Raw genomic sequence first — 22,574 nt, 5'->3', positions numbered from 1 at the left:
CCCGGCCGACCCCACGAACGGAGACATCCGCCATGACCCGCACCCCCGCCACCGCGCGCAGGCCGAAGATCGGTCTCGTGGCGGGGGGACTGGGCGCCTACTGGCCCCAGTTCCCCGACCTGCTCCCCCAGTTGCGCCGCTCCGCCGCACGCGTCACCGAGCGCATGAAGGAGTTCGACGCCGATGTCGTCGACGCCGGGTTCATCTCGGACGCCCAGGAGGGCGCGGCGGCCGCGGAGATGCTGCGTGCCGCCGGATGCGACCTCATCGTCGGATTCCTCACCACGTACATGACCGCCACCATGCTGGCGCCGGTGGCCCAGCGCTCGGGCGCTCCGGTCCTGCTGATCAATCTGCAGCCCACCGAGGCGATGGACCACGCCACGTTCGACACCGGTCAGTGGCTGGCGTACTGCGGCGCCTGCCCGCTGCCCGAGATGGCCAACTCCTTCGAGCGCGCCGGCGTCCCGTTCCGCTCTGTCTCCGGTTATCTGGAGGACGACCGGGCCTGGGCCCGGATCGGCCGGTGGATCCGGGCGGCAGGGGTGCGATCGGTGCTCCGCAACGGCCGGCACGGCCTGATGGGCCATCTGTACCCGGGCATGTACGACGTCTCGACCGACCTGGCCATGGTCTCCGGCAACCTCGGCGGTCATGTGGAGGTACTGGAGTTCGACGATCTGCGGGTGCGGGTGGACGACGTCACCGACGCGGAGGTCGCCGACAAGCTCGCCGAGGCGAGGGAGACCTTCGCGTTCGACGATTCCGTCGTGGCGGACGACGTGGAGTGGGCGGCCCGGGTGTCGGTCGGACTCGACCGGCTGGTGGCCGACTTCGACCTCGACAGCCTCGCGTACTACCACCGGGGTCTCGACGGGGAGATCCACGAGCGGCTCGGCGCCGGCATGATCCTCGGCGCCTCCCTGCTCACCGCCCGCGGTGTCCCGGCGGCGGGCGAGTACGAGTTGCGTACGTCGCTGGCGATGCTGATCGCCGACCGGCTCGGCGCGGGCGGCTCCTTCACCGAACTGCAGGCGCTCAACTTCCGTGACGGCGTGGTGGAGATGGGCCACGACGGGCCCGCGCACCTCGGCATCAGCCAGCACCGGCCGCTCCTGCGCGGCCTCGGCGTCTTCCACGGCAAGCGCGGCTGGGGCGTGTCCGTCGAGTTCGACGTACGGCACGGCCCGGTCACCCTGGTCGGCCTCGGGCAGACCCGCGACGGCCGCTACAAGCTGGTCACCTCGCAGGGCGAGGTGGTCGGCGGCCCGCTGCTGAAAATCGGCAACACCACGTCCCGGGTGGACTTCGGCACCGATCCCGGCGAGTGGACCGACGCCTGGAGCGCCACGGGCGTGGCCCATCACTGGGCGCTGGCCACCGGTCACATCGTGCCCGAACTGCGCGCGGTGGCCGACCTCACGGGCCTGGAACTGGTCGAGGTCTCTTGACCGGGGATCGGTCGCTCTCCCGCCGCGCGGACGGCGCCGGCGAACCCGTCCGGCTTCCCGGCCGCGCGCCGGGAAGCCGGGTGAAGCGCAGCGCGATCGGCATCAAGGACGTCGCCGAGCAGTCGGGCGTCTCGCTCGGCACGGTCTCGAACGTCCTCAACCGGCCGGACACGGTGTCGGAACCCACCCGGCGGCGGGTGCTCGCGGTGATCGAGCGGCTCGGGTACGTCCGCAGTGAGACGGCGCGCCAGCTGCGGGCCGGTCGCAGCAGAATGCTCGCGCTCCTGGTGCTCGACCTGGCCAACCCGTTCTTCGTCGAGCTGGCCCGCGGGGCCCAGCAGGCCGCCCGCGAGGCGGGACTCGCCGTCATGGTGTGCACCAGTGCGGGTGATCCGTCGCAGGAGGCCGAATACCTGGGCATGTTCGCCGAACAGCGGGTGCGCGGTGTGCTGGTCACTCCCACCGACGGCACCGGCCAGGATCTGCGGGCGCTGCGGAGCCGCGGCATATCCTTCGTCGTCGCCGACCGGGAATGGTCCGGCGATGAGGCCTGTTCGGTGTCCGTCGACGACGTGGCCGGCTGCCGGCTCGCCGTGCGGCATCTGCTCGCGTCGGGCCATCGCCGTATCGCCTACGTCAGTGGTTCCCCGCACCTGGCCCAGTCCCGGGACCGTCGTCAGGGCGCGCTGTACGCCCTCGACGAGGCGCGGGTCCCGCGGGAGAGTCTGACGGTGGTCGAGGTGGAGCGGTTCGACGTCGCCTCCGGCCGGGCGGCGGGGGCCCGGCTGCTGGCCGCCGCGGACCGCCCGTCGGCCGTGTTCTGTGCGAACGACCTGCTGGCGCTGGGCGTGCTGCAGACCCTGTTCGCGGCCGGGATCCGGGTGCCGGACGACATGGCGCTCGTCGGCTACGACGACATCGAGTTCGCCGCGGGCGCCGCCGTCCCGCTCACCTCCGTGCGCCAGCCCTCGTTCCGCATCGGCCGCACCGCCGCGGAACTGCTGATCGAGGAGACGGACGGGCGGCCCGAAGCGCACGAACATCAGAAGATCGTGTTCCAGCCGGAGCTGGTCGTCAGGACCTCGTCGCTCGGTCTCCGCGGCGCAGGCTGATCACACAAGATGTGCGTAGCATGAGACCGCGGCCGCGGAGAGCCGCGGGAGACGGTGGTTCGGAGCTCGTGGCGCGCATGATGGGCATCAAGGACGTGGCACGGCAGGCCGGGGTCTCCGTCGGCACCGTGTCGAACGTGATCAACCGCCCGGACATGGTCTCCGAGCAGACCCGCACCCGGGTGCTCGAGGTGATAGACCAACTCGGCTATGTGCGCAGCGAGTCGGCCCGCCAGCTGCGCGCCGGCCACAGCCGGATCATCGCCCTGCTCGTCCTGGACATGGCCAATCCCTTCTTCGTCGACGTCGCGTCGGGCGCCGAGCGTGCCGCCCGCGAGGCGGGGCTCGGCGTGATGCTGTGCAACAGCGCCGGCAGCGCGACCGAGGAGGCGGAGTACCTGAGCCTGTTCGCCGAGCACCGGGTGCGCGGAGTGCTGGTCACCCCCGCCGACGCCACGGGGCGCAACCTCGACGCGTTCCGGCGCCATGACATCCCCTTCGTCTTCGTCGACCGCGTGGTGCCCAGCGCGTCGGCGTGCTCGGTGTCGGTCGACGACATCGCCGGCGGGCGGCTGGCCGCCGGCCACCTGCTGGACCAGGGCCACCGGCGGCTGGTCTACGTCAGCGGTCCCATGCATCTGACCCAGTGCCGCGACCGGCGGACCGGTGCGCTCGACGCGCTGGCCGCGGCGGGACTGCCCCCCGAGGCGCTGTCCCACATCGAGACGGACCGGCTGGACGTCGCCGCCGGGCGCGACGCGGGGGCCAGGCTGCTGGGCATGGCCGGCCGGCCCACCGCGGTGTTCTGCGCGAACGACCTGCTCGCCCTGGGCGTGCTGCAGGCGCTGTACGCGGCGGGCGTCGCCGTGCCGCAGGAGCTCGCGCTCGTCGGCTACGACGACATCGAGTTCGCGGCGGCGGCCGCGGTCCCGCTGACCTCGGTGCGCCAGCCCGCCCACCGCATGGGCCGAACCGCCGCCGAACTGCTCATCGCGGAGACCGGCGACCACGCCGGCGACCACCGCCACCAGCAGATCGTGCTGCAGCCGGAGCTGGTGGTCCGGGGTTCGACCCTGGGCAAACAGCGCTGACCAGGTAGGAACCTCCCTGCCGGGCCGGCCTCACGCGCGCCGCTCACACCTCCCGCCTGGTTCGTGCCGGGGGGGTCTGACAGACCTACCCTGGGCCACGGAAAACGCTCCGGCCGCGGCAATACTTGAGTCATGGGTCTGGACCACAATGTCGAACTGGGTGAGTTCCTCCGTTCCCGCAGGGCCCGGCTGGGTCCTGGGGACGCGGGGGTCGCAGTCAACGGATCCGCCCGCCGGGTGCCCGGGCTGCGCCGGGAGGAGCTGGCCCGGCTGGCCGGGGTCAGCACCGACTACTACGCGCGGCTGGAGCAGGGGCGGCACCGCAACGTCTCCGCGAGCGTCCTGGACTCCGTCGCCCGCGCGCTGCGGCTCAACGAGGTGGAGCACATCTACCTCATACAGCTCGCCCGTCCGCAGCCACGCGCCGCACGGCGTCCGTCGGCCCGCCCCCAGCGGGTCAGGCCGGGGCTGCACCGGATGCTGGAGACGCTGGACGGGCTGACGCCGGCCTTCATCGTCGGCCGCGGGATGCAGGTGCTGGCCAGCAACCGGCTGGCCCGCTCGCTGATCTCCGATTTCGAGGCGCTGCCGCACCGGGAGCGGAATCTGGCCCGGTTCATCTTCCTCGACGAGTCCGCCCGGCAGCTGTACCCGGACTGGGAGCAGATCGCCGCGGAGACCGCCGCGGTGCTGCGCCTCGACGCGGGGCGCAACTGCGAGGACCGGGCCTTCTGCGAGCTGATCGGTGAACTCGCGGTCAAGAGCGAGGAGTTCCGAACGGCGTGGGCGGCGCACGACGTGAGCCGCCGCTCGCACGGAACCAAGCGCTACCGGCACCCCCAGGTCGGGGAGATCACCGTCGCGTACGAGGCCCTCAGCCCACCGGGCGACACGGACCAGACCCTCTTCGTCTATACCACCGAGTCAGGTTCGCCCTCCGAGACCGCGCTGCAGTTGCTGGCCAACCTCACCGCGTCCCTGACCGCACCGAGTCCGGCCGTGCCACGGCCCGTGCTCGCCGATCCCGACGATTTTCTGGAGATCCACGCACGATGACGACCACTGTCTCCGCTTACGCCGCTCCCTCCGCCACTGCACCGCTGGAGCGCACCACGATTCCCCGACGCGCCGTGCGGGAGCGCGACGTGCTGATCGACATCAAGTTCGCCGGCATCTGCCACTCCGACATCCACCAGGTCCGGGACGAGTGGGGTGGCGCGAAGTTCCCCATGGTGCCGGGCCACGAGATCGCCGGCGTCGTCACCGAGGTCGGCCCGGGCGTCACGAAGTACGCCGTGGGTGACCGGGTCGGCGTGGGCTGCTTCGTCGACTCCTGCCGCGAGTGCGAGAACTGCCTGGCCGGTGACGAGCAGTACTGCCTGAACGGCGGCACCGGCACGTACAACGCCACCGGCCGGGACGGCGAGCCCACCTACGGCGGCTACAGCACCCACATCGTCGTGGACGAGCATTTCGTCCTGCGCATCCCGGACGGCATCGAGCTCGATGCCGCCGCCCCGCTGCTGTGCGCCGGGATCACCCTCTACTCACCGCTGAAGCACTGGAACGCCGGCCCCGGCAAGAAGGTCGCCATCGTCGGCATGGGCGGCCTCGGCCACATGGGCGTCAAGATCGCCGCCGCGCTGGGCGCCGAGGTCACCGTTCTCAGCCAGAGCCTGCGCAAGCAGGACGACGCCAAGAGGTTCGGCGCCGAGCACTACTACGCCACCAGCGACGAGTCGACGTTCGAGCAGCTCGCCGGGACGTTCGACCTGATCGTGAACACCGTCTCGGCCAACCTCGACCTGGACGCCTACCTCGGGCTGCTGCGGGTGGACGGCACCCTGGTCAACGTGGGCGCGCCCGAGCACCCGGTCTCGCTGAACGTGTTCTCGCTGATCGGGGGCCGGCGCAGCCTGGCCGGCTCGATGATCGGCGGTATCCGGCAGACCCAGGAGATGCTGGACTTCTGTGCCGAGCACAGCCTGGGCGCCGAGATCGAGGTGATCTCCGCCGACCGGATCAACGAGGCGTACGAGCGGGTCGTCGCCAGTGACGTCCGGTACCGCTTCGTCATCGACACGGCCACCATCTGACGGCGGCCCCCCACCGCCGAAAGGCCCTGCCCTCCCGCTGCGGCGGGGTGGCAGGGCCTTCGTCGTCGGCGCCCGGCGTCCTCCGGGGTCGTGGTCGGCTAGCGCTTCGCGTACTCCGCTTCCCGGACGGCGGCCTTCAGCGGCGCGGGGACGCTGCTGCTCACCACGACGGACTCCGTGGTCACCGTTGCCCGGCGCGGTATCGCCAGTCCCAGCAGCGCGAGCGCTCCGAGCGCCATCACGGCGATCCCGTACTCCCGGGTCGTCGGCAGCAGTCCCCCGCCGTGCACGACCAGGAAGCCGCCGATCACCGCGGGCAGGCCCATGGCCAGGTACGACAGCACGTAGATGGTGGACAGCAGCCCGGACCGCTCGTGCGGTGCGGCCAGCGGGACGATGGTGCGGATCGCGCCCTGGAAACCGCCGCCGAAGCCGACGCCCGCGATGACCGTTCCGATGAAGAAGCCGGTGGCCGAGTTGTGGTCGACTGCGAGCAGGGTGAGGCCGACGCCCACGATGAGGGCGACGGTGCCGAGCAGCATCACCCGGCCCGGGGCGACGTTGCGGAGCAGCAGTACCGACACCGCGCCGCTTCCGGCGAGGGCGAACAGCGCCAGGCCGCCGAGCAGCAGCGAGTCCGAGCCGACCACGCTGCGGATGACCGCAGGGATGACGGAGCCGTAGAGCCCGGCGAGCGCCCAGACGGCGACCAGGACCGGGGCGGCCACCAGCAGCGGTCCGCGGGCCGCCTTCGGGACACCGAAGCGGGGACGCAGCGAGGCGAGCGCGCCCGGCTTGGGCTCGGAGGTCTCGCGCATGAGAGCGACACCGATTCCCTGCAGGATGAACACGGTGAGGAGGGTGAGGTAGACGAGGTGCGTGGGCGCGGGCAGGAACTGGACCAGCAGGCCGGAGGCGAGCGCCCCGGTGGCGGTGCCGGTCATGGGGGCGATCGCGTTCGCGATGGTGCCCTTGGCCTTGTCGAGGTCGAGCATCCCCGCCCCGACCGCGCCGACGGCCGCGCCGGTCGACAGACCCTGGACGACCCGGGCGATCATCAGCTCGGGCACCCCGCCCGCCGTGGTCATGACGACCATCGCGACGACCTGCAGCACGATCGCCGCGAGCAGGACAGGACGGCGCCCTATGTGATCGGAGAGCGACCCGACGGTGAGCAGCGCGGCGAGCACGGCGAGGGCGTAGATGCCGAAGACCATCGTCGTGGTGATCGGCGAGAAGCCCCATTCGCCCTGGTAGACGGCGTAGAGGGGGGTGGGGGCGCTGGAGGCGGCGAGGAAGGCCACCACGATCGACGCCTGGAGGTAGAAGGCGGCACCCGAGCCGAGCCGCCGGCTTCTGCGGACGAAGGGGTCGGTCACGGGGAACGTCGGCGGCAGGGACACGGAGGGCTTCTTTCGCCTAGCGGGAGCCGGTCCGATCAGACCGGTCTGTCTAGTGGTCCTTACGGTAGACAGACCGGTCTGGTACTGTCAAGTCATGGCTACGAAAGCGATCGCAGACCGCCCCGCCGCCGCGGGGCGCCCCACCGCACGTGAGCGTCTGCTGGCCGCCGCCAACGAGCTCTTCTACGAGGAGGGCATCCATGTCGTCGGCATCGACCGGGTGATCGAACGCGCCGGTGTCGCCAAAGCGACCCTCTACAGCGCGTACGGGAACAAGGACGGGCTGATCACCGCCTATCTGGCCGGCCGGCACGAGATCCGCCGCCGCCGGGTGACGGCGGCCGTCGACCGCCACGACGCGCCGCGGGAGAAGCTGCTGGCCGTCTTCGACGCGCTCGGCGAGGCGTTCGCCGAGCCGAAATACCGCGGCTGCGCCTTCCTCAACGCCAGCGCGGAGGTCGGCCCCGACAGCCCCGTCATGCAGGCCACCGACACGTACCGCGGGTGGGTCCGCTCGCTGTTCACCGACCTCGCCCGGGACGCCGGGGCCCCCGAGCCGGAGCAGCTGGCGAGTCGGCTGGTGCTGCTCTACGACGGCGCGGGCGTCGCCGCCAGGATGGACCGCAACCCCGGTGCCGCCGACATGGCGAAGACGGTCGCCGCGACACTCATCGACGCGGCGACCGCGCGGCACTAGCCTCCTGCGCTCCGGGACGGGTCAAGCCCTCACGCCCAGGGGCGCTGCCGGACGGGCACGGAAGAGGGGCGGACCCCCTGGGAGGTCCGCCCCTCGGTCACGCACTGACGGGTGTCAGCCGATCTGCGCGCCGTACTCGGTGAGCGCGGCCGTCACCGGCTGGAAGAACGTCTCCCCGCCGTTGGTGCAGTCGCCGCTGCCGCCGGAGGTGAGGCCGACCGCGGTGTCGCCGGAGAAGAGCGCACCGCCGCTGTCGCCGGGCTCGGCGCAGACGTTGGTCTGGATCAGTCCGGTGACCGATCCTTCCTGGTAGTTGACGGTGGCGTCGAGTCCGGTGACCGTGCCGTCGTGCACCTGGGTGGTGCTGCCGCTGCGCTGCACCGTCTGGCCGACCGTCGGATCGCCGGCCTTGGTGATCGCCTGCGTGCTGCCGTTGTACAGGTCCACGGAGCTCGGGTGGGCCACGCTCGTGTCGGTGTACTTGACCAGCGCGAAGTCATGGCCGGGGAAGGTGGCGGCCTCGACGTTGCCGATCTCCTGGCCGCCGGACGATCCGGACCAGCTCTTGAACGCCACACCGCAGTGACCCGCGGTCAGGAAGTAGGGCTGACCGTCCTTGACCACGTTGAAGCCGAGGGAGCAGCGTGCACCGTCGGCGAAGATCGCGTCCCCGCCGGCGACGAACGGCTTGAAGCGGCCCGCGGAGCGGTGCAGTTGCGCGGTGCCGCCGAGCGCCTTGACGCTCTTGGTGAGGCTGTCGAGCTGCGCACCCTTCACGGTGCTGTCCGCGGTCACCACCACCTGGTTGGTGCGGGAGTCGATGGACCATGCGGTGCCCGGGATGCGGGGCTGCGCCCCCAGGGTCTGTGCCGAGCGGTGCAGTTCGGCCATGGTGTGCTGGACGGTCCGGGCGACGGCTCCGGCGTCCTGCACCTTCTGGTCGGCGGTCGCGTCCAGAACGTTGACGACGAGCTGCTTGGTCTTCGCGTCGTAGTACGAGCCCGCGGTGCGGTCACCCAGACGGGAGGTGAGGTCTCCCGCGAGCTGGGCCGCGGCGGCGGGGGCGAATGCCTTGGGGGACGGTGCGGTCGGCTGGGCGGCGTTGGCGTGGGGAAGGAGAACGCCCGCAGCGACGACGGCGGCGGCGCTCGTCCCGGCGATCGCGATACGACGCCTGGTTATCCGACGGTGCTTCAACTCAGTTCCTCCTGTGGGGGGTGGGCCCGCCTGGTCGACAGCGGGCCCGCAGGATGTGCGGTCACGAACGGGCGGAACAGCAAGGATTGCCCGTCCGTGCCAGTTGGTGCGGCTGAGTATCCCGATACCGGCCAGTACCCTGCAAGGTCATGATCAAGCCCCGCCTGCACATCTGTGAACAGGGCGGAGATACCTCGCAACCCTCCCCATTGAAGGCCCCGATCGGGGGGTACCGGACCACGGTGCGACGACCCGTGAGCCCGGGGTGAGGACTACACCTGTCCGAGAACCGACGCTAGGATTCCGTTTGTGGAGCCCGGTTTCTCCCGGTACGTCAGGCGCGGAACGCGCCGTTCACGCCGCCCGTGCGTGATCAGCCCCCTGGTTTATGTTCTTCCCCATGGATCAGTTCAACGAGTTATCCCGTAGAGGTTTTGTCAAAGCCGGAGTCGGCGGACTCGGTGTCGCCGCCCTGTCGCTCCCCGCGGGGAACGCCCTCGCTTCCCCGCTGCCCACCACCGAGCGGTCCCCGCACGCGGGGGCGACCCGGACCCTCCGTTTCACGGCAGGCACCAACGCTTCGGTGACCGCCTCCCCCGCCGGCGACCGGTTGATCGTCGAGGTCCAGGGGGTGTTGTGGTCGCTGCCGCGCAAGGGCGGCACCGCGACCGCGCTGACCACGCCCGAGCTGGAGCCGACCCGCCCCGCCTGGTCGCCGGACGGCTCGCAGATCGCGGTCTGCGCTTACCAGGGCGGCGGATTCCATCTGTGGACGATGGAGCCGGACGGCTCCCGGCTGCGCCAGTTGACGTCAGGGCCGTGGGACGACCGGGGCGTCGCCTGGTCGCCGGACGGCACCCGTATCGCCTTCTCGTCGGAGCGTGGCGGAGATCCCACGGCCGGTGCCTCGTACCGGATCTGGACCGTGGACGTGCGTTCCGGCGAGCTGACCCGGCTCACGCACGACACCGGCGTCGAGGACTTCGACCCGGCCTGGCATCCGAACGGTGACGAAGTCCTGTTCGTGCGGGCCGGAAGCAAGGGCGCCCACACCCTCGCCTCGGTCCCCGCCCGGGGCGGAGCCGTGACGGTCGTCCGGACCACGACCTCGGGACTGCTCTCCTCCCCCGCGGTCTCCGCGGACGGCCGGGTGGCCTATGTCCAGGTCGCGGAGACGGTTCTGTATGCCTTCGCGCCGAGTTCCGTGCTGATGGTGGACGGTGCGCCCGTCACCGGGGACGAGGACGTCGCCCCGCTGCCGCCGTGCTGGACCGCGGACGGTGAACTCCTCTACGTGGCCGACGGCCACCTGCGGTCCCGCCGGCCGGGAAAGACCCCCGCCGGGTCCGCGGCCGAGGAGATCCCGTTCACCGCCGCACTGGACGTACCGCGGCCGGAATACCGCAGGAAGGCGTACGACTTCGGCTCGACCACCGCCCGCCCGGTGCGCGGAGTCCACCTTCCCGCGCTCTCCCCCGACGGCGGTTCCGTCGCCTTCGCCGCCCTCAACGCCCTGTGGGTGCTGCCGATCGGCGGCCGCCCGCGCAAGCTCGTCCAGGCGACCCCGTCCGCCTATGTGCAGATGCCGTCCTGGGCACCGGACGGGCGCAGCGTCCTCTACTCGTACGAAGGCGGCGCTCAGGGAAACGGCCTGATCAGCGTTCACCGGCACTGGCTCGAGGGCGGGAAGGACGAGGTGCTGTCGACCGGTGGCCGGCTCAACCCCGTGCTCTCCCCGGACGGTGCCAGGCTCGCCTGCCAGGACACCACCGGCAACCTGATCGTCCGCGATCTCGCCGCGGGGACGGAGAGGACGCTCGTCGCGCCGCTCGGCGCGAACGGCATTCCGGGACGTCCCAGTTGGTCCCCCGACGGCCGCTATCTCGCCTTCTGCGACCGCAACCGCCTCAACCAGCGGTTCCGCGAGGGGTACAACATCATCCGGGTGGTCGACAGCGGCACCGGGACGTGGACCGCGCATCTGCCGATGCCGCACGCCTCCCTGTCCGACCGCGGCAACGCCGGCCCCGTCTGGTCGCCGGACGGCACCGCGATGGCGTTCATCATGGAGTCCGCCCTGTGGGTCATGCCGGTCGGCCCGGACGGCTCGCCGGCCGGCGAGCCGCGCCGCATCACCGACGAGGCGGCCGACCACCCCTCCTGGTCGGGTGACTCGCGCAGGCTGCTCTACGAGGCGAGCGGTCAGCTGCGGCTGGTCGAACGGGACGGCACGGGCCGGCGCACCGTGCGGGTGCCGCTGGAGTACAGCCGCCGGCTGCCCGCCCGGAACGAGGTGACCCGGGTGCACGCCGGGCGGCTGTGGGACGGTACCGGGGAGACGGTCCGCGAGGACGTCGACATCGTGATCGGCGGGAATCGCATCCGGGCCGTCGAGCCGCACCGCCCGGGCCCGGCCAGGTCCGGGGAGAAGCTGATCGACGCGTCCCGGTCCACGGTCGTTCCCGGCCTGTGGGACGCCCACACCCATCCATGGCAGTACACCTACGGCGGCCGGCAGACGAGTCTGATGCTCGCCTACGGGGTCACCACGAACGTCTCACTCGGCGGCTTCGCCCATGAGGCGGTACGGATCCGGGAGTCCGTCGCGGCCGGACGGACGGCCGGACCCCGGCTGTTCACGACCGGCGAACTGCTCGACGGCAGCCGGGTCGCCTACAGCATGAGCCGGGCGCACCGCACCGAGGCCGGGGTGAAGCGCTCCCTGCAGCGGGCGGTCGACCTGGACTACGACTTCGTCAAGACCTATGTCCGCGCCCCCAGCTGGATCATGCGGGAGGCCGCCCGCACCGCCCACGACAAGCTCGGCGTCATGGCCGGCAGCCACCTCCTGTCACCGGGAGCCAACGTCGGCCAGGACCTCACCACCCATCTGCAGGCCACCCAGCGATCGGAGTACGGGCGCGCCCTGTCCCCCACCGGCCACTCCTACCAGGACGTCCACGAGACATACCGGGGCGGCGACTTCAAAATCATCATCACGCCGTTCAGCGCTCTCGCCCTGCTCGGTGACGATCCCTCACTGGCCGAGGACCCCCGGGTCACCACACTCATGCCGCCCTGGGACGCCGCCCTCGTCGAGAGCCAGGCGGCCACCCCGCCGAGCGAGGCGGCCAGACGCACCATCGCCATGGAAACAGCCGTCTACCAGCGCATCCTCGCCGACGACGGCGCTCTCGCCCTGGGCACCGACGCGCCCCTGACCCCGATCGGCCTCCACCTGCATCTCGGCCTGCGGGCACTGCACTACGCGGGCGGCCTCACCCCCGCCCAGGCACTGCGGACCGCGACCGTGGCGCCGGCCGAACTGTTCGGTGTGGGTGACGATCTCGGAACGCTCGAAGCAGGGAAGCTCGCCGATCTCGCGGTGATCGACGGGAATCCGTTCCAGAACTTCGACGATCTGGTCCGCACGGCCTGGGTGATGCGCGACGGCATCGTGTACCGCCAGGACGACCTCGTCGGTGAGTTCGGCACCAGCCTCGCCCAGCGGCGCACCACGGACCGGACCGACTGGCTCGACGTCAGCCGCCAACTGCGCCGCGAACCCTGCTGCTCGGAGCACGCGTTCCAGCTGTAGCGGGTCGGCGGTCACCAGCGGTTCCGGCCGCTGGCGACCGCCCGCCGCGGCCCGCGTCCGTGAGGCTTGGACGCGGGCCGCGGCTTCGAGGGCAGGGCTCCGTTCAGAAGGGCTTCGTTCAGCAGGGCTTCGTTCAGCAGGCGCCGAGGTCCTGCCAGACGCCCCACTGGCCGGTGGTACCGGGCTCCTCTCCGGTGGTCCACCACTTGGCCCGCCAGTTGTGGCTCTTCCAGCTGACCTGGTTGCCACCGACGTAGATGGCGTTCGGGTCCCAGGTCGTACCCGTGCAGCCGCCGCCTCCACCGGTGACCGTCAGCGAGTAGGTGGTGCTGTGGGTGGCGGTCCCCGTGCCGGTGACGGTCACGGTGTAGGTGCCCGCGGTCACCGACGCTCCGACGGCCACGGTCATGGTCGCGGAGGACCCGGACTGTACGGACGCCGGGGCGAACGAGACGTTCACACCGGTCGGAGCGCCGGACGCCGTCAGGTTGACGGTCTGGGCGCTGCCGCTGGTGGTGGCGGTGGAGACCGTCGCGGTGGTGGTGCCGCCCGGCTGGACGCTGCCGGAGAGGGGGTTCACCGCGACCGAGAAGTCGTTGGCCGGGGCCGTGGTGCCGACCGCGGTCTTCCACAGCGTGTTGGCGACACCGTCGGCACTGCGGTCGAGCGCCGTCGCATTGATGTTGGCGGTGGTGTCACAGGACTGGTGGTAGCAGGAGTCGTACGACCGGTTGGCCGTGCCGCCCCACTTGGTGGCCTGGGCCGCGGTCTTGATGGCGTCGGCGCCGGTGGCGTAGGCAGAGGTGGGAATCCCCGCCTGCTGGAAGGAGTAGTCGTCGGAGCGTCCCTGGCCCTCGATGTTCTCCTCAGGACGGAGGTTCAGCGAGTCCCAGTACTCCTTCATCGGGGCCGCCGCGGACGAGGTGATGTTGTTGATGAAGTAGCCGGCGTTGGTCGAGCCGACCATGTCGAAGTTGTAGTACGCCTTGATGGCGCTGCGCTGCGTGGAGCCGAGCTGACTCACATAGAACTGCGAGCCCTGCATGCCCTGTTCCTCGCCGTTCCACCAGGCGAAGCGGACGTGCTTGGCCATGGTGGGGTTCTGCTGGGCCAGGACGAGGGCGTTCTCCAGCAGCGAGGACGAGCCGGAGCCGTTGTCGTTGATGCCGGGGCCGGCCGACACGCTGTCCAGGTGCGCGCCGAACATGACGACCTGGTCGGTGGGCCCGCCCGGCCAGTCCGCGATCAGGTTGTTGCCGCGGTTGGTGCAGCCGGTGCAGGACTGCTCGGTGACGCTGTAACCCGCCGCCTGCAGCTTGCCCTTGACGTAGGCCAGCGACGCCGTGTATCCGCTGGTGCCGGCCTGCCGGGTGCCGCCGTTCTGCTGGGCGATCGTGTACAGCTGCGCCAGGTGCGCCTGGACGTTCGCCACGCTGATGTCCGGCGCGGTGCCGCCGGGATTGGTCCCGCCCGGAGTGACGGTGAGGGTGTACTGCGCGGTGTGGCTCTGGGTTCCGCTGCCGGTCACGGTGAGGACGTACGAGCCAACGGCGACCGCCGACCCGACGGTGACCTTCATGGTCGAGGAGGCGCCGGACTGCACCGACGCCGGGGTGAACCCGACCGTCACACCGGTCGGGGCGCCGGACGCCGTCAGGTTCACGGTCTGCGCGCTGCCCGAGGTGATGGTGGTGTTGACCGTGACGTTGGCAGAGGCGCCCTGCTGCACCGATCCGGCGGTCGGGCTCAGCGACATCGAGTAGTCACTGTTGCCGCTGGGGGTACAGGTGGGTTCGCCGCTCTGCGCGGGGATGGTGATGGCGTCCCAGGCGGCCTTGGTCCTGGTGAACAGGACACAGCTGGGGTCGAGGTTCTTGGCCGCGGTCAGGGTCGTGGTCCGGTACCGCTTGTAGGTCATACCGCTGGTCTTGAGCAGCATCCCGCCGTAGAAGACCTTGCCGGCCTGCTGGATGCCGACACCGGTGACGGTGGAGTTGTTGCAGGTCGGGCTGGTCGGCTTGCCGCCGCCGGGGTTGGAGCCCTCGGCCAGCAGATAGAACCAGTGGTTCAGCGGGCCGGCCGCCGCGTGCTCCTCGGTGCTGGGTATCGAGGAGCTGTAGCAGTTGGGGTCGCCGATCTGGGACGGGTTGTACATGATGCGGATCGGGCCGCTGCCGGTGAGGTTGATGGTCTCGCCGACCGTGTAGTCCGGGCTGTCGTACGGGGAGGGCTCGTTGGTGTACGCCTCGGTGAGGGCGCCCATGATGTCGCCGGTCGCCTCGCCCAGTCCCGCCTCGGTGCTGGTCCCGCCGGGGGTGAACTGGTCGATGCCGTGGCCGAACTCATGGCCCACGACATCCATCGCGCCGATCCACTGGTTGGCCGTGTTGTGGCCGATGGAGACCGAGGAGCCGTCCCAGTAGGCGTTGACGTCGTTGAGGCCGACCTTCACCGGCCAGCTGCCGCCGTTGCCGTTGTGCCCGTTGCGGCCCAGCCAGTCGCGCAGCATGTCCCACTCGTGCTGCGCCGCCCACATCACGTCGACGCAGCCGGTCTCCTTGGAGGTGGCGCTGCCGGTGCCCCACGTGTCGCTGGACTTGGTGAAGACGCCGCCGGTCGTGTAGTCGGCGCAGGTCAGGCCGGGGCGCCCCGGGTCGCGCAGCGAGTAGCTGCCGCCCGAGTTGGTGGTGGCGATGGTCAGCGGGTTCGGGCCGTTCCACTGGCTGTTGCCGGTGCCGGCCTTGACGTCGTCGTAATGGTCGAGCACCCCCCCGGTGGTCGCGTTCACGAAGACGTGCAGATGGCTCGGGGCCTTGGCGGTGCGGCCGGCGAGGACCGTCTCCCAGGCCAGCGCGTCGTGGCCGTCCTTGACCCGCACGACGAGGCGGTGCGAGTCGACCTTGTCCACCGCGGTGAGCTGGCGGCGGGCGGTGGCCTCTGCGGTGCCGGCCGTGACGGTCGCCGTGGTCGGCACGTTGATGCGCGTCGAGTCGGCGGACTGTGACGCCTGCACCCGGCCCTGGCCGTCGGCCAGGACCACCGCGTCCCCGCCGACCACCGGCAGGCCACGGTAGGTGCGCTCGTAGGCGACCGAGTAGAGGCCGTTGACCCAGGGCGTCACCTGACGCCGTTCGTAGCTCTCACCCGGCCCGTTCACCAGCGTGTCGAGGCCGCTGGCGGCGGCCCGGTCGGCCGCCGACACCGCCAGCGCCAGCGGCCCTGGGGAGACGGTCGGGGCGGGGGCCGCGGCGGCCGGCGGGCCGCTGGTGGCGACCATCATCCCGGCGAGGACGGCCAGGGTTGTCCCGGCCGTCACTGCTCTGCGTTTCATGGGGGGCTCCTTGACTAGGGGCATGCCTCGACCACGAAGCCGTCCACTCGACGGCCGGACGATCGGCCCGGGCCGGTGAGCGAGGGGGGACTTACGTGTTTCGAGTGAGCGAGCGAAACGTTCACATCGCGCCATGACCCCGTCAATGGACTAGTCCAACTCCGGCAACATCCGGCAACTTCCGGCAACCCGTGAGCTCGACGGCACCGCTCAGCGGACACCGAACCGAGGACGGAAGGGGACCGCCGAAGGTGAACTCACCTGTCAATCCTCAGACTCGGCACGGCCGTCCTGCCAACCCTCAAACACGGTAGGGCAGTTGCTCCAGCAGGCTCCGGGCCTCCCGGGCGCCGGGGTATCGCGTCGTCAGCCTCGTCCGGAATCCGTCGAGCTCGCGGTTCACACTGGTCCGGTCCGCGGCGACCGCCTCCGGGATCACCGGCGCGGCGGCGGCCACGGCGGCGTCCAGCTGTCCGGAGCACACGAGCGCGTCGGCGAGTCGCAGTGTGAGCAGCAGAACGGTCGGCCGATGCGTGGCGGGCAGACAGCTGAGCGACGCCTCGGTGGCATTGACGGCCTGTCGGGCCACCCACAGGTCCCCGGTGATCGCGGCGGCGTCGCGCAGCGTCCCGCCGATCGACGCCTCCACCTGCAGGCGTCCGGTGGCGCCGGCGAGCCAGGGCGCCTCGAGGAAGTCCCGCCCCTCGAGGCGGTCCAGCGCCCGGCGGGAGAGGACTACGCGCTTGCGGCACTCCGCGAGGTCGCCGCCCAGCGCCCGCGCCCGCGCCTGGTGCAGATGCGACATGGCCACCATCCACGCCCGGCGCGGGTCCACCGCCTCCAGCTCCTGCGCGTAGGCCAGCGCGGACGCGCCGTCCCCGTCGAGGCGGACCAGCGTGCAGACGTCGCACAGCAAAGTGGCCCGGGCCACCACGTCATCGGCGACGTCCGCCCAGGTCAGACCCCGCGTGAACCAGGCCATCCCGAGGATCCGCTGCCCTCGCTCCACCCGGAGCCAGCCCGCGATCTGCGCGCATTCGGCGGCGAGCCGCAGCTGCGGCACCGGCAGTGTCCCGCGCCCGTTCAGGGTCTCGGCCCACCGCACCACGACGCGCAGCACCCGCTCGACCGAGCCGACGGTTTCCGTGGAGACGCTCTCCAGACCGTCCTGGGTGTACCCGACGATCAGAGCGGTCAGCGCGTGCATGGCGTCGGCGTCGGTGCCGGGCCACATCGCCGTCCGCCCATGGTCGCCGTCGGCGGCGGTCAGGAGTGTGAGCGCGTCGGCGAGCGGTGGCACCTCGCAGTCGCCGCCACCGTGCAGCGGACAGGACAACAGCCGGGTGGGCCAGTGGTCGACGGGCTGTGGCGGGGCCGGGTCGGCGGCGCCGCGGGGGGTGGTCGAGAACAGCGTCGCGGGCAGCATCGGCGCGCCGTGGTGGACGTCCGGCCGGTCGGCGAGGATCGCGAGGAGTTCACCACGGCTTCCGAGTAACGAGTCGAGTCGCAGCGGCAGCCCGGCGGGCGGCTCCCGCACGCCGCCCTCCAGCTTGCTGATCAGCGTGTGGTGATACCCCACACGCAGCGCCAGTTGACGCTGAGTCAGCCCGGCCGACCTGCGCAGCGTGCGCAGCCGTCGCCCGAACTCCCCCCACGACTGCCGCGCTGCGACCGTGTCGGCGCTCATGGGCCCTCCCGGACGGAAGTCGTCGTACCGCCACTGCCGTCCCCGGCACCGGCGTACACCGATCGGCGCTGGATCCTACTAGAAGATTGCGTTCGTCGACGTCGTGAATTCCGGCCGAGGGCGACCATGACGAGCGGTCGCCAGGGAGTGGTTCTCCCAGGCTATGAAAGAACGGGGACGCGCTCAAAGCCGTCGAGCGCGGCACCGGCCTCGCGGCGCGCGTGGCGACCGCGGCAGCGCTCATCATGTTCAGCATCTTCGTGGCGTTCATGTTCACCGACGACCCGATCGTCAAGGCAATCGGCTTCAGCTTCGCCGCCGGTGTCTTCCTGGACGCCTTCGTGGTCCGGCTCACCCTGGTGCCCGCGTTCATGGCGATCATCCGCGCGAAGATCTGGTACCACCCGAAGTGGTTCGGCAGGTACATCCCCGACCTCGACATCGAGGGCGACCGTCTCCAGCATCGGCACGCGCCGAGCGGTTCCGCCAAGACCCCGGACGAGCAGCCTGTCCGAGGCCACGCGGTGCCGGGTTCCCGGCCGTCCGCTCTGGGTTGTCAGCTTCCGGCAGTGGGTGGTCAGCTTCCGTCGGGTGCGGCGGTCGCGGCCGCGGTGGCCAGGGGGATGGGCTCCTCCGACACCCAGGGCATGACCCAGGCGGCGTCCTCGTTGGTGATCTCGGTGCCGCAGACGTCGCAGTAGCTTCCGTCGGCGGTCGGCCGGCCGCACGCGAGGTGAACGATCCGCACGGCGATCGTGGGCTCCGCCGGATTCGCGTAGGTGTGGCCCCAGACGGCGAGCGCTTCCAGGACGGGGCGCAGGGCGACTCCCGCCTGCGTGATCCGGTAGTGCGAGCGGATCCGGTTGCCGTCCTCGTAGGGCTCCTTGGTGAGGACCCCGGCGTCGACCAGCTTGCCCAGCCGGTTGGACAGGATGTTGTCCGCGATCCCCAGACCGGTACGGAACTGCTCGAAGCGCGTCGCGCCGAGCGTGGCGTTCCGCATGATCAGCAGCGTCCAGCGGTCGCCGAGGATGCCGGCGGCGCGGCCCAGGGGGCAGGGCCCGGAGGCGAGATCTGTGCTGTTCATACCGGGTTCCCCATTCACTGCCTTTTCACTGCCTTCTGCGACTTGCAGCTTGCAAGCCGCAAGCCCCCATGTTAGCTTCCTTTATGCAAGCTTGCAATTTGCAAGCTTGGTCCGAGGCTCCATGAGAAGAGTTCCGCCATGATCATCTCCGAACAGACCGCCCTGGTCACCGGCGCCAATCGCGGCCTCGGCCGGCTGCTGGCCACCGAGCTCGTGGCCCGCGGCGCCACCGTCTACGCCGGAGCGCGCAACCCCGACACCATCGACGTGCCCGGTGTGATCCCGATCAGCCTTGACGTCACCGACCCCGAGTCGGTCGCGGCAGCCGCCAAGGCGGCCGGCGCGGTGACCCTGCTCATCAACAACGCGGGGTCCTCCACCGGGGCCGATCTGCTCACCGGCGACCTCGGTGACCTGCGGCTGGAAATGGATACGCACTACTTCGGTTCCCTGTCGATGATCCGTGCCTTCGCACCGGGGGTCGCGGCCAACGGCGGCGGGACGATCCTGAACATCCTGTCCGTCCTGTCGTGGATCTCGCTGCCCACCGTCGGCGGGTACTCGGCCGCGAAGTCGGCCGCCTGGTCGATGACCAACGCCCTCCGGGTCCAGCTCGCCGAGCAGAACATCCGGGTCGCCGGACTGCACGTCGGATTCATGGACACCGAGATGGCCGCGACGGTCACCGCTCCGAAGATGGACCCCGCCGCTGTCGCCGCCCTCGCGATCGACGGCATCGAGGCGGATGCGTACGAGATCCTCGCCGACGACCTCAGCCGCCAGGTGCAGGCGGGCTTCGCCGGGGGCGTGGACGCCCTCTACCCGGCCCTGACCTGATCCGGCCGGACCTGGCCTGGCCTGACGTGACCTGACCTGGCCTGACCTGACCTGACCTGATTCTCCCGGCCCACGGTGCGCAGCCCGGACGACAAGCGAGTGCCCCCGCCCGGCGCGCGCTGCCCGGGCGCGCGAACTGCGCCGGAGTCGCGTACGTGCTGGGCGGGGGCGGTTCGGGTCGTCCCGCGGCATTCCGTCCCCGGGAAGGGAGTGCGGGCGACCCCTGAGCGGCCGGCGAAGGAGTCAGCCCGCTGCCCGGAAGTTCTGGATCACGCGATCAGTTGTGCATCGCGGAGAAGCGCCAGGCCTGGCCGTTGAATCCACCGCAGGTGGACTGGTCGAGGGGCTGACCGCTGTTGGTCATACCCCAGGCGGCCGTCAGGCACAGGCCGCTGGAGCGGTTCCTGAGCCGGTAGCTGTCGTTGCCGAGCGACTCGGCGACCCACACCTGCGCGTCGTTGTTGGAACAGTACGACTGGACGACGAGGGCGTGGTTGGCCGGGCCCTGCGGGGTGACGCACTGACCGGTCGACCGGACCCGGAGGAAGTAGGCGCTGGTACCCGCCCAGCCCGACGAGAACTGCTTGTTGTACTTGTTGTCGCACGGGAACTGGATCAGCCCGGCGCCGGGCTGGGTGGAGTTGTTGCCCACCGCGGCGCACATGCCGGAGTTCAGATTGGTCAGCTTGTTGAAGAAGCCGTTGTCGGGGCTGTCCGCCTGGGCGGAGTTGGCAGCGCCGAGCGACAGCAGCGCCGCGGACGAGAGTGCGGCTAAGACCTTGGTCACGTGTCTCACGAAGGACCCCAGTTTCCTGATACCGGATGGATGACAGGGCATGCCCGTGCACCGGTGAGCGAACACCCGGCGCCGGATATGCGATCACCCACGGTGCCCGACCGTGCGCCGTCCGTCCATAGGCGATGCGGCCCGCTCAAGCGCCGTTCCAGGACGGCGTTTCGGCCCACGGTTCTTGCCCACGGTTCCGCCCGCGGCCCTCGCCCTCGGTTCGAGCGTGCCGCTACTCCGGCCCCGTCACCGGGTGCGGCCTGTAGTCCGCCTCCAGGCGCGCCATGTGTGCCGGTGAGAGGGTGACGTCCAGTGCCCCGACGGCGTCCTGGAGGTGGGCGAGTTTGGTCGCACCGACGATCGGGGCGCTCACGCCCTCCTTGTTCAGCAGCCAGGCGAGGGCGACCCGGGCCGGTGGCACACCGAGCTCCGAGGCGACCGAGCGGAGCGTGTCGACGACGTCGAAGTCGGCTTCCGTGTAGAGCTGGTCGGCGAGCGGATCGGTACCTCCGCGTGTGGTGGTGCGCTCCCCGCCGCGACCCCGGCCGCCCGCGAGGAGCCCGCGCGCGAGCGGGCTGTACGGCAGGACGCCGACGCCCTGGTCGAGGCAGAGCGGGATCATCTCCCGTTCCTCCTCGCGGTAGACGAGGTTGTAGTGGTTCTGCATGGACACGAAGCGCGTGCCACCGGCGAGCACGGCGGTGTGCTGCGCCTTGGCGAACTGCCATGCGTACATGCTCGACGCGCCGATGTAGCGGACCTTCCCGGCCCGCACGACGGTGTCGAGCGCGTCCATCGTCTCCTCGATGGGCGTCTCGTGGTCCCAGCGATGGATCTGATAGAGGTCGATGTGGTCGGTACCGAGACGGCGCAGGGAGCCGTCCACCGAGGCGAGGATGTGCTTGCGCGACAGACCCCGGTCACCCGGTTTCTCGCTCATCGGGTAGTACACCTTGGTGGCGAGGACATAGTCGTCACGGTCGCCGAAGAGCCGTGCGAGCAGCCGCCCGGTGACCTCTTCGCTGGCACCTCTGTCGTACATGTCGGCGGTGTCGAACAGCGTCACTCCCTGCTCCACCGCGTGCCGCACGATCGGCTCCGCCTCGTCCTCGGAGAGGTGCCAGGCGCGCCGGCTGGTGTCGCCGTAACTCATCATGCCGAGCCCCAGCCGGGACACGACGAGTCCTGATGCACCCAGGCGGGTGTATTGCATCGCATTTCTCCTTCAGAACCGCTGGAAGAACGCACCGGTTCGGGTTACCTCGGGTTGTCTCGGGTTACCGGATCGATTCAACGCCGAACAGGCCCGGATTCCCATCCGAATTAATCGGTTCCTCCGGCCGGCAGCATCAGGCACCATCAGCGGATGAGCAGTTCGGCCGCACGCGCCGACCGGGACCGGAAGCCAGGACGGTGAATCCCACGATCAGGACCGCGGCCATCGGCACCGAGCGGCTGGAACTGCTGCCACTCCGCGTGGATCACGCCGAGGAGATGGCCGCCGCGCTGTCCGACCCGGCCCTGCACACCTTCATCGGGGGCACCCCGGACACCCCGCGGGACCTGCGCGCCCGCTACGAACGCATGGTCGCGGGCGCACCCGACCCTGCCGTCTCGTGGTGCAACTGGGTGATCCGGCTGCGCGAGGAGGCCTCCCTGGCGGGCACGGTCCAGGCGACGATCGGCCCTTCCGGGGACGGCCTGACCGCCGAGATCGCCTGGGTCGTCGGCACCCCGTGGCAAGGGCGCGGCATCGCCACGGAGGCGGCGCTGGGCCTGGTCGCCTGGCTGGCGGGCCAACCCGTCGACGGCCCCTTCACCCTCGTCGCCCATGTCCATCCGGACCACCGGGCGTCGGCCGCCGTCGCCGCAGCGTGCGGACTGACGCCCACCGGCACATGGCACGACGGTGAGATCAGGTGGCAGCGAAGCCTGCGGTGACGCGGTCGGGCCACGGCTGTTCCTGCCCTCCTGCCTCCTGCGGCGGTATCCGCGCCCATTCGACTGCGCCCCGCATCGCGCGCGTCCGCCCGCCGCGCTCCGGGCGTGCTTCCGTCCATCGGTTCGCCGAGCGGTGATGCGGACCGGAGGTGGGCAGGTCTAGATGCTTCCGGGCCTTCTCACGGCATCAGCAGGTGCTGTGCGCAGTCCGAATCGTCGAAACCGTCGAAGGACGCCGCCATGACTCGCGCCGTACTCC

Annotated in this window: 16 protein-coding genes and 1 pseudogene; 10 read left to right on the top strand and 7 right to left on the bottom strand. The window is 70.8% G+C overall.

The annotated features are described in order from the left end of the window. Nucleotides 1–32: 32 nt before the first annotated feature. The 5 genes from LNW73_RS32720 to LNW73_RS32700 all read left to right on the top strand — a co-directional run bounded on the left by LNW73_RS32720 (nucleotide 33) and on the right by LNW73_RS32700 (nucleotide 5,750). Nucleotides 33–1,451 carry an L-fucose/L-arabinose isomerase family protein gene (locus tag LNW73_RS32720; RefSeq protein ID WP_250974064.1) on the top strand — a complete coding sequence of 473 codons (1,419 nt, stop codon included), beginning with the start codon at nucleotides 33–35 and terminating at the stop codon, nucleotides 1,449–1,451. 80 nt (nucleotides 1,452–1,531) lie between these two features. Beyond that, a complete protein-coding gene (locus tag LNW73_RS32715) occupies nucleotides 1,532–2,563 on the top strand; it encodes a LacI family DNA-binding transcriptional regulator (RefSeq protein WP_250992459.1) in 1,032 nt (343 codons plus the stop codon). Between the two features lie 77 nt (nucleotides 2,564–2,640). Continuing rightward, nucleotides 2,641–3,654 (top strand): LacI family DNA-binding transcriptional regulator, encoded by a 1,014-nt coding sequence (locus LNW73_RS32710; RefSeq protein ID WP_250980013.1) that lies wholly within the window; start codon nucleotides 2,641–2,643, stop codon nucleotides 3,652–3,654. A 132-nt stretch (nucleotides 3,655–3,786) separates the two neighbouring features. Beyond that, on the top strand, nucleotides 3,787–4,710 hold the full coding sequence (locus LNW73_RS32705; RefSeq protein ID WP_250974065.1) for a helix-turn-helix domain-containing protein: 924 nt from the start codon (nucleotides 3,787–3,789) through the stop codon (nucleotides 4,708–4,710). Further along, nucleotides 4,707–5,750: an NAD(P)-dependent alcohol dehydrogenase gene (locus LNW73_RS32700; RefSeq protein WP_250992458.1), complete on the top strand. Its 1,044-nt coding sequence runs from the start codon at nucleotides 4,707–4,709 to the stop codon at nucleotides 5,748–5,750. The genes LNW73_RS32705 and LNW73_RS32700 overlap by 4 nt, the downstream gene beginning before the upstream one ends. A 98-nt stretch (nucleotides 5,751–5,848) precedes the next feature. Here LNW73_RS32700 and LNW73_RS32695 read toward each other — a convergent pair whose 3' ends face one another. Next, on the bottom strand, nucleotides 5,849–7,153 hold the full coding sequence (locus tag LNW73_RS32695; RefSeq protein WP_250992457.1) for an MFS transporter: 1,305 nt from the start codon (nucleotides 7,151–7,153) through the stop codon (nucleotides 5,849–5,851). Nucleotides 7,154–7,247: 94 nt separating this feature from the next. Here LNW73_RS32695 and LNW73_RS32690 point away from each other — a divergent pair, with 94 nt between their 5' ends. Then, nucleotides 7,248–7,850: a TetR/AcrR family transcriptional regulator gene (locus LNW73_RS32690; protein WP_250992456.1), complete on the top strand. Its 603-nt coding sequence runs from the start codon at nucleotides 7,248–7,250 to the stop codon at nucleotides 7,848–7,850. Between the two features lie 114 nt (nucleotides 7,851–7,964). Here LNW73_RS32690 and LNW73_RS32685 read toward each other — a convergent pair whose 3' ends face one another. Continuing rightward, nucleotides 7,965–9,047, bottom strand: a complete 1,083-nt coding sequence (locus LNW73_RS32685) for a S1 family peptidase (RefSeq protein ID WP_250974069.1) — start codon at nucleotides 9,045–9,047, stop codon at nucleotides 7,965–7,967. A gap of 400 nt (nucleotides 9,048–9,447) precedes the next feature. On the opposite strand from LNW73_RS32685, the gene LNW73_RS32680 reads away from it, so the two are divergent. After that, entirely contained in the window at nucleotides 9,448–12,645 is a 3,198-nt protein-coding gene (locus tag LNW73_RS32680) for an amidohydrolase family protein (protein WP_250992455.1), read from the top strand. A 133-nt stretch (nucleotides 12,646–12,778) separates the two neighbouring features. Here LNW73_RS32680 and LNW73_RS32675 read toward each other — a convergent pair whose 3' ends face one another. Continuing rightward, nucleotides 12,779–15,976 carry a M28 family peptidase gene (locus LNW73_RS32675; protein ID WP_250992454.1) on the bottom strand — a complete coding sequence of 1,066 codons (3,198 nt, stop codon included), beginning with the start codon at nucleotides 15,974–15,976 and terminating at the stop codon, nucleotides 12,779–12,781. Between the two features lie 301 nt (nucleotides 15,977–16,277). Beyond that, nucleotides 16,278–17,663 carry a helix-turn-helix domain-containing protein gene (locus tag LNW73_RS32670; protein ID WP_250992453.1) on the bottom strand — a complete coding sequence of 462 codons (1,386 nt, stop codon included), beginning with the start codon at nucleotides 17,661–17,663 and terminating at the stop codon, nucleotides 16,278–16,280. A 245-nt stretch (nucleotides 17,664–17,908) separates the two neighbouring features. Between LNW73_RS32670 and LNW73_RS32665 the strand changes: the two are divergent. Then, a pseudogene (locus LNW73_RS32665) lies at nucleotides 17,909–18,013 on the top strand (MMPL family transporter); the annotation flags it as partial. A gap of 227 nt (nucleotides 18,014–18,240) precedes the next feature. Here LNW73_RS32665 and LNW73_RS32660 read toward each other — a convergent pair. Then, a complete protein-coding gene (locus tag LNW73_RS32660) occupies nucleotides 18,241–18,750 on the bottom strand; it encodes a winged helix-turn-helix transcriptional regulator (protein WP_250992452.1) in 510 nt (169 codons plus the stop codon). Between the two features lie 138 nt (nucleotides 18,751–18,888). Here LNW73_RS32660 and LNW73_RS32655 point away from each other — a divergent pair, with 138 nt between their 5' ends. Next, nucleotides 18,889–19,587, top strand: a complete 699-nt coding sequence (locus LNW73_RS32655; RefSeq protein ID WP_250992451.1) for an SDR family oxidoreductase — start codon at nucleotides 18,889–18,891, stop codon at nucleotides 19,585–19,587. A 277-nt stretch (nucleotides 19,588–19,864) separates the two neighbouring features. Here LNW73_RS32655 and LNW73_RS32650 read toward each other — a convergent pair whose 3' ends face one another. Both LNW73_RS32650 and LNW73_RS32645 read right to left on the bottom strand, forming a co-directional pair. Next, nucleotides 19,865–20,374 carry an RICIN domain-containing protein gene (locus LNW73_RS32650; protein ID WP_198357883.1) on the bottom strand — a complete coding sequence of 170 codons (510 nt, stop codon included), beginning with the start codon at nucleotides 20,372–20,374 and terminating at the stop codon, nucleotides 19,865–19,867. Nucleotides 20,375–20,606: 232 nt separating this feature from the next. Continuing rightward, nucleotides 20,607–21,587, bottom strand: coding sequence for an aldo/keto reductase (locus LNW73_RS32645; RefSeq protein WP_250992450.1), 981 nt, complete (start codon nucleotides 21,585–21,587; stop codon nucleotides 20,607–20,609). 200 nt (nucleotides 21,588–21,787) lie between these two features. On the opposite strand from LNW73_RS32645, the gene LNW73_RS32640 reads away from it, so the two are divergent. Further along, a complete protein-coding gene (locus tag LNW73_RS32640; RefSeq protein ID WP_250992449.1) occupies nucleotides 21,788–22,315 on the top strand; it encodes a GNAT family N-acetyltransferase in 528 nt (175 codons plus the stop codon). Nucleotides 22,316–22,574: the final 259 nt, after the last annotated feature.

It is taken from the genome of Streptomyces sp. RKAG337, assembly GCF_023701715.1.
Taxonomy (GTDB): domain Bacteria; phylum Actinomycetota; class Actinomycetes; order Streptomycetales; family Streptomycetaceae; genus Actinacidiphila.
This window is presented reverse-complemented; position numbering and strand designations above follow the sequence as displayed.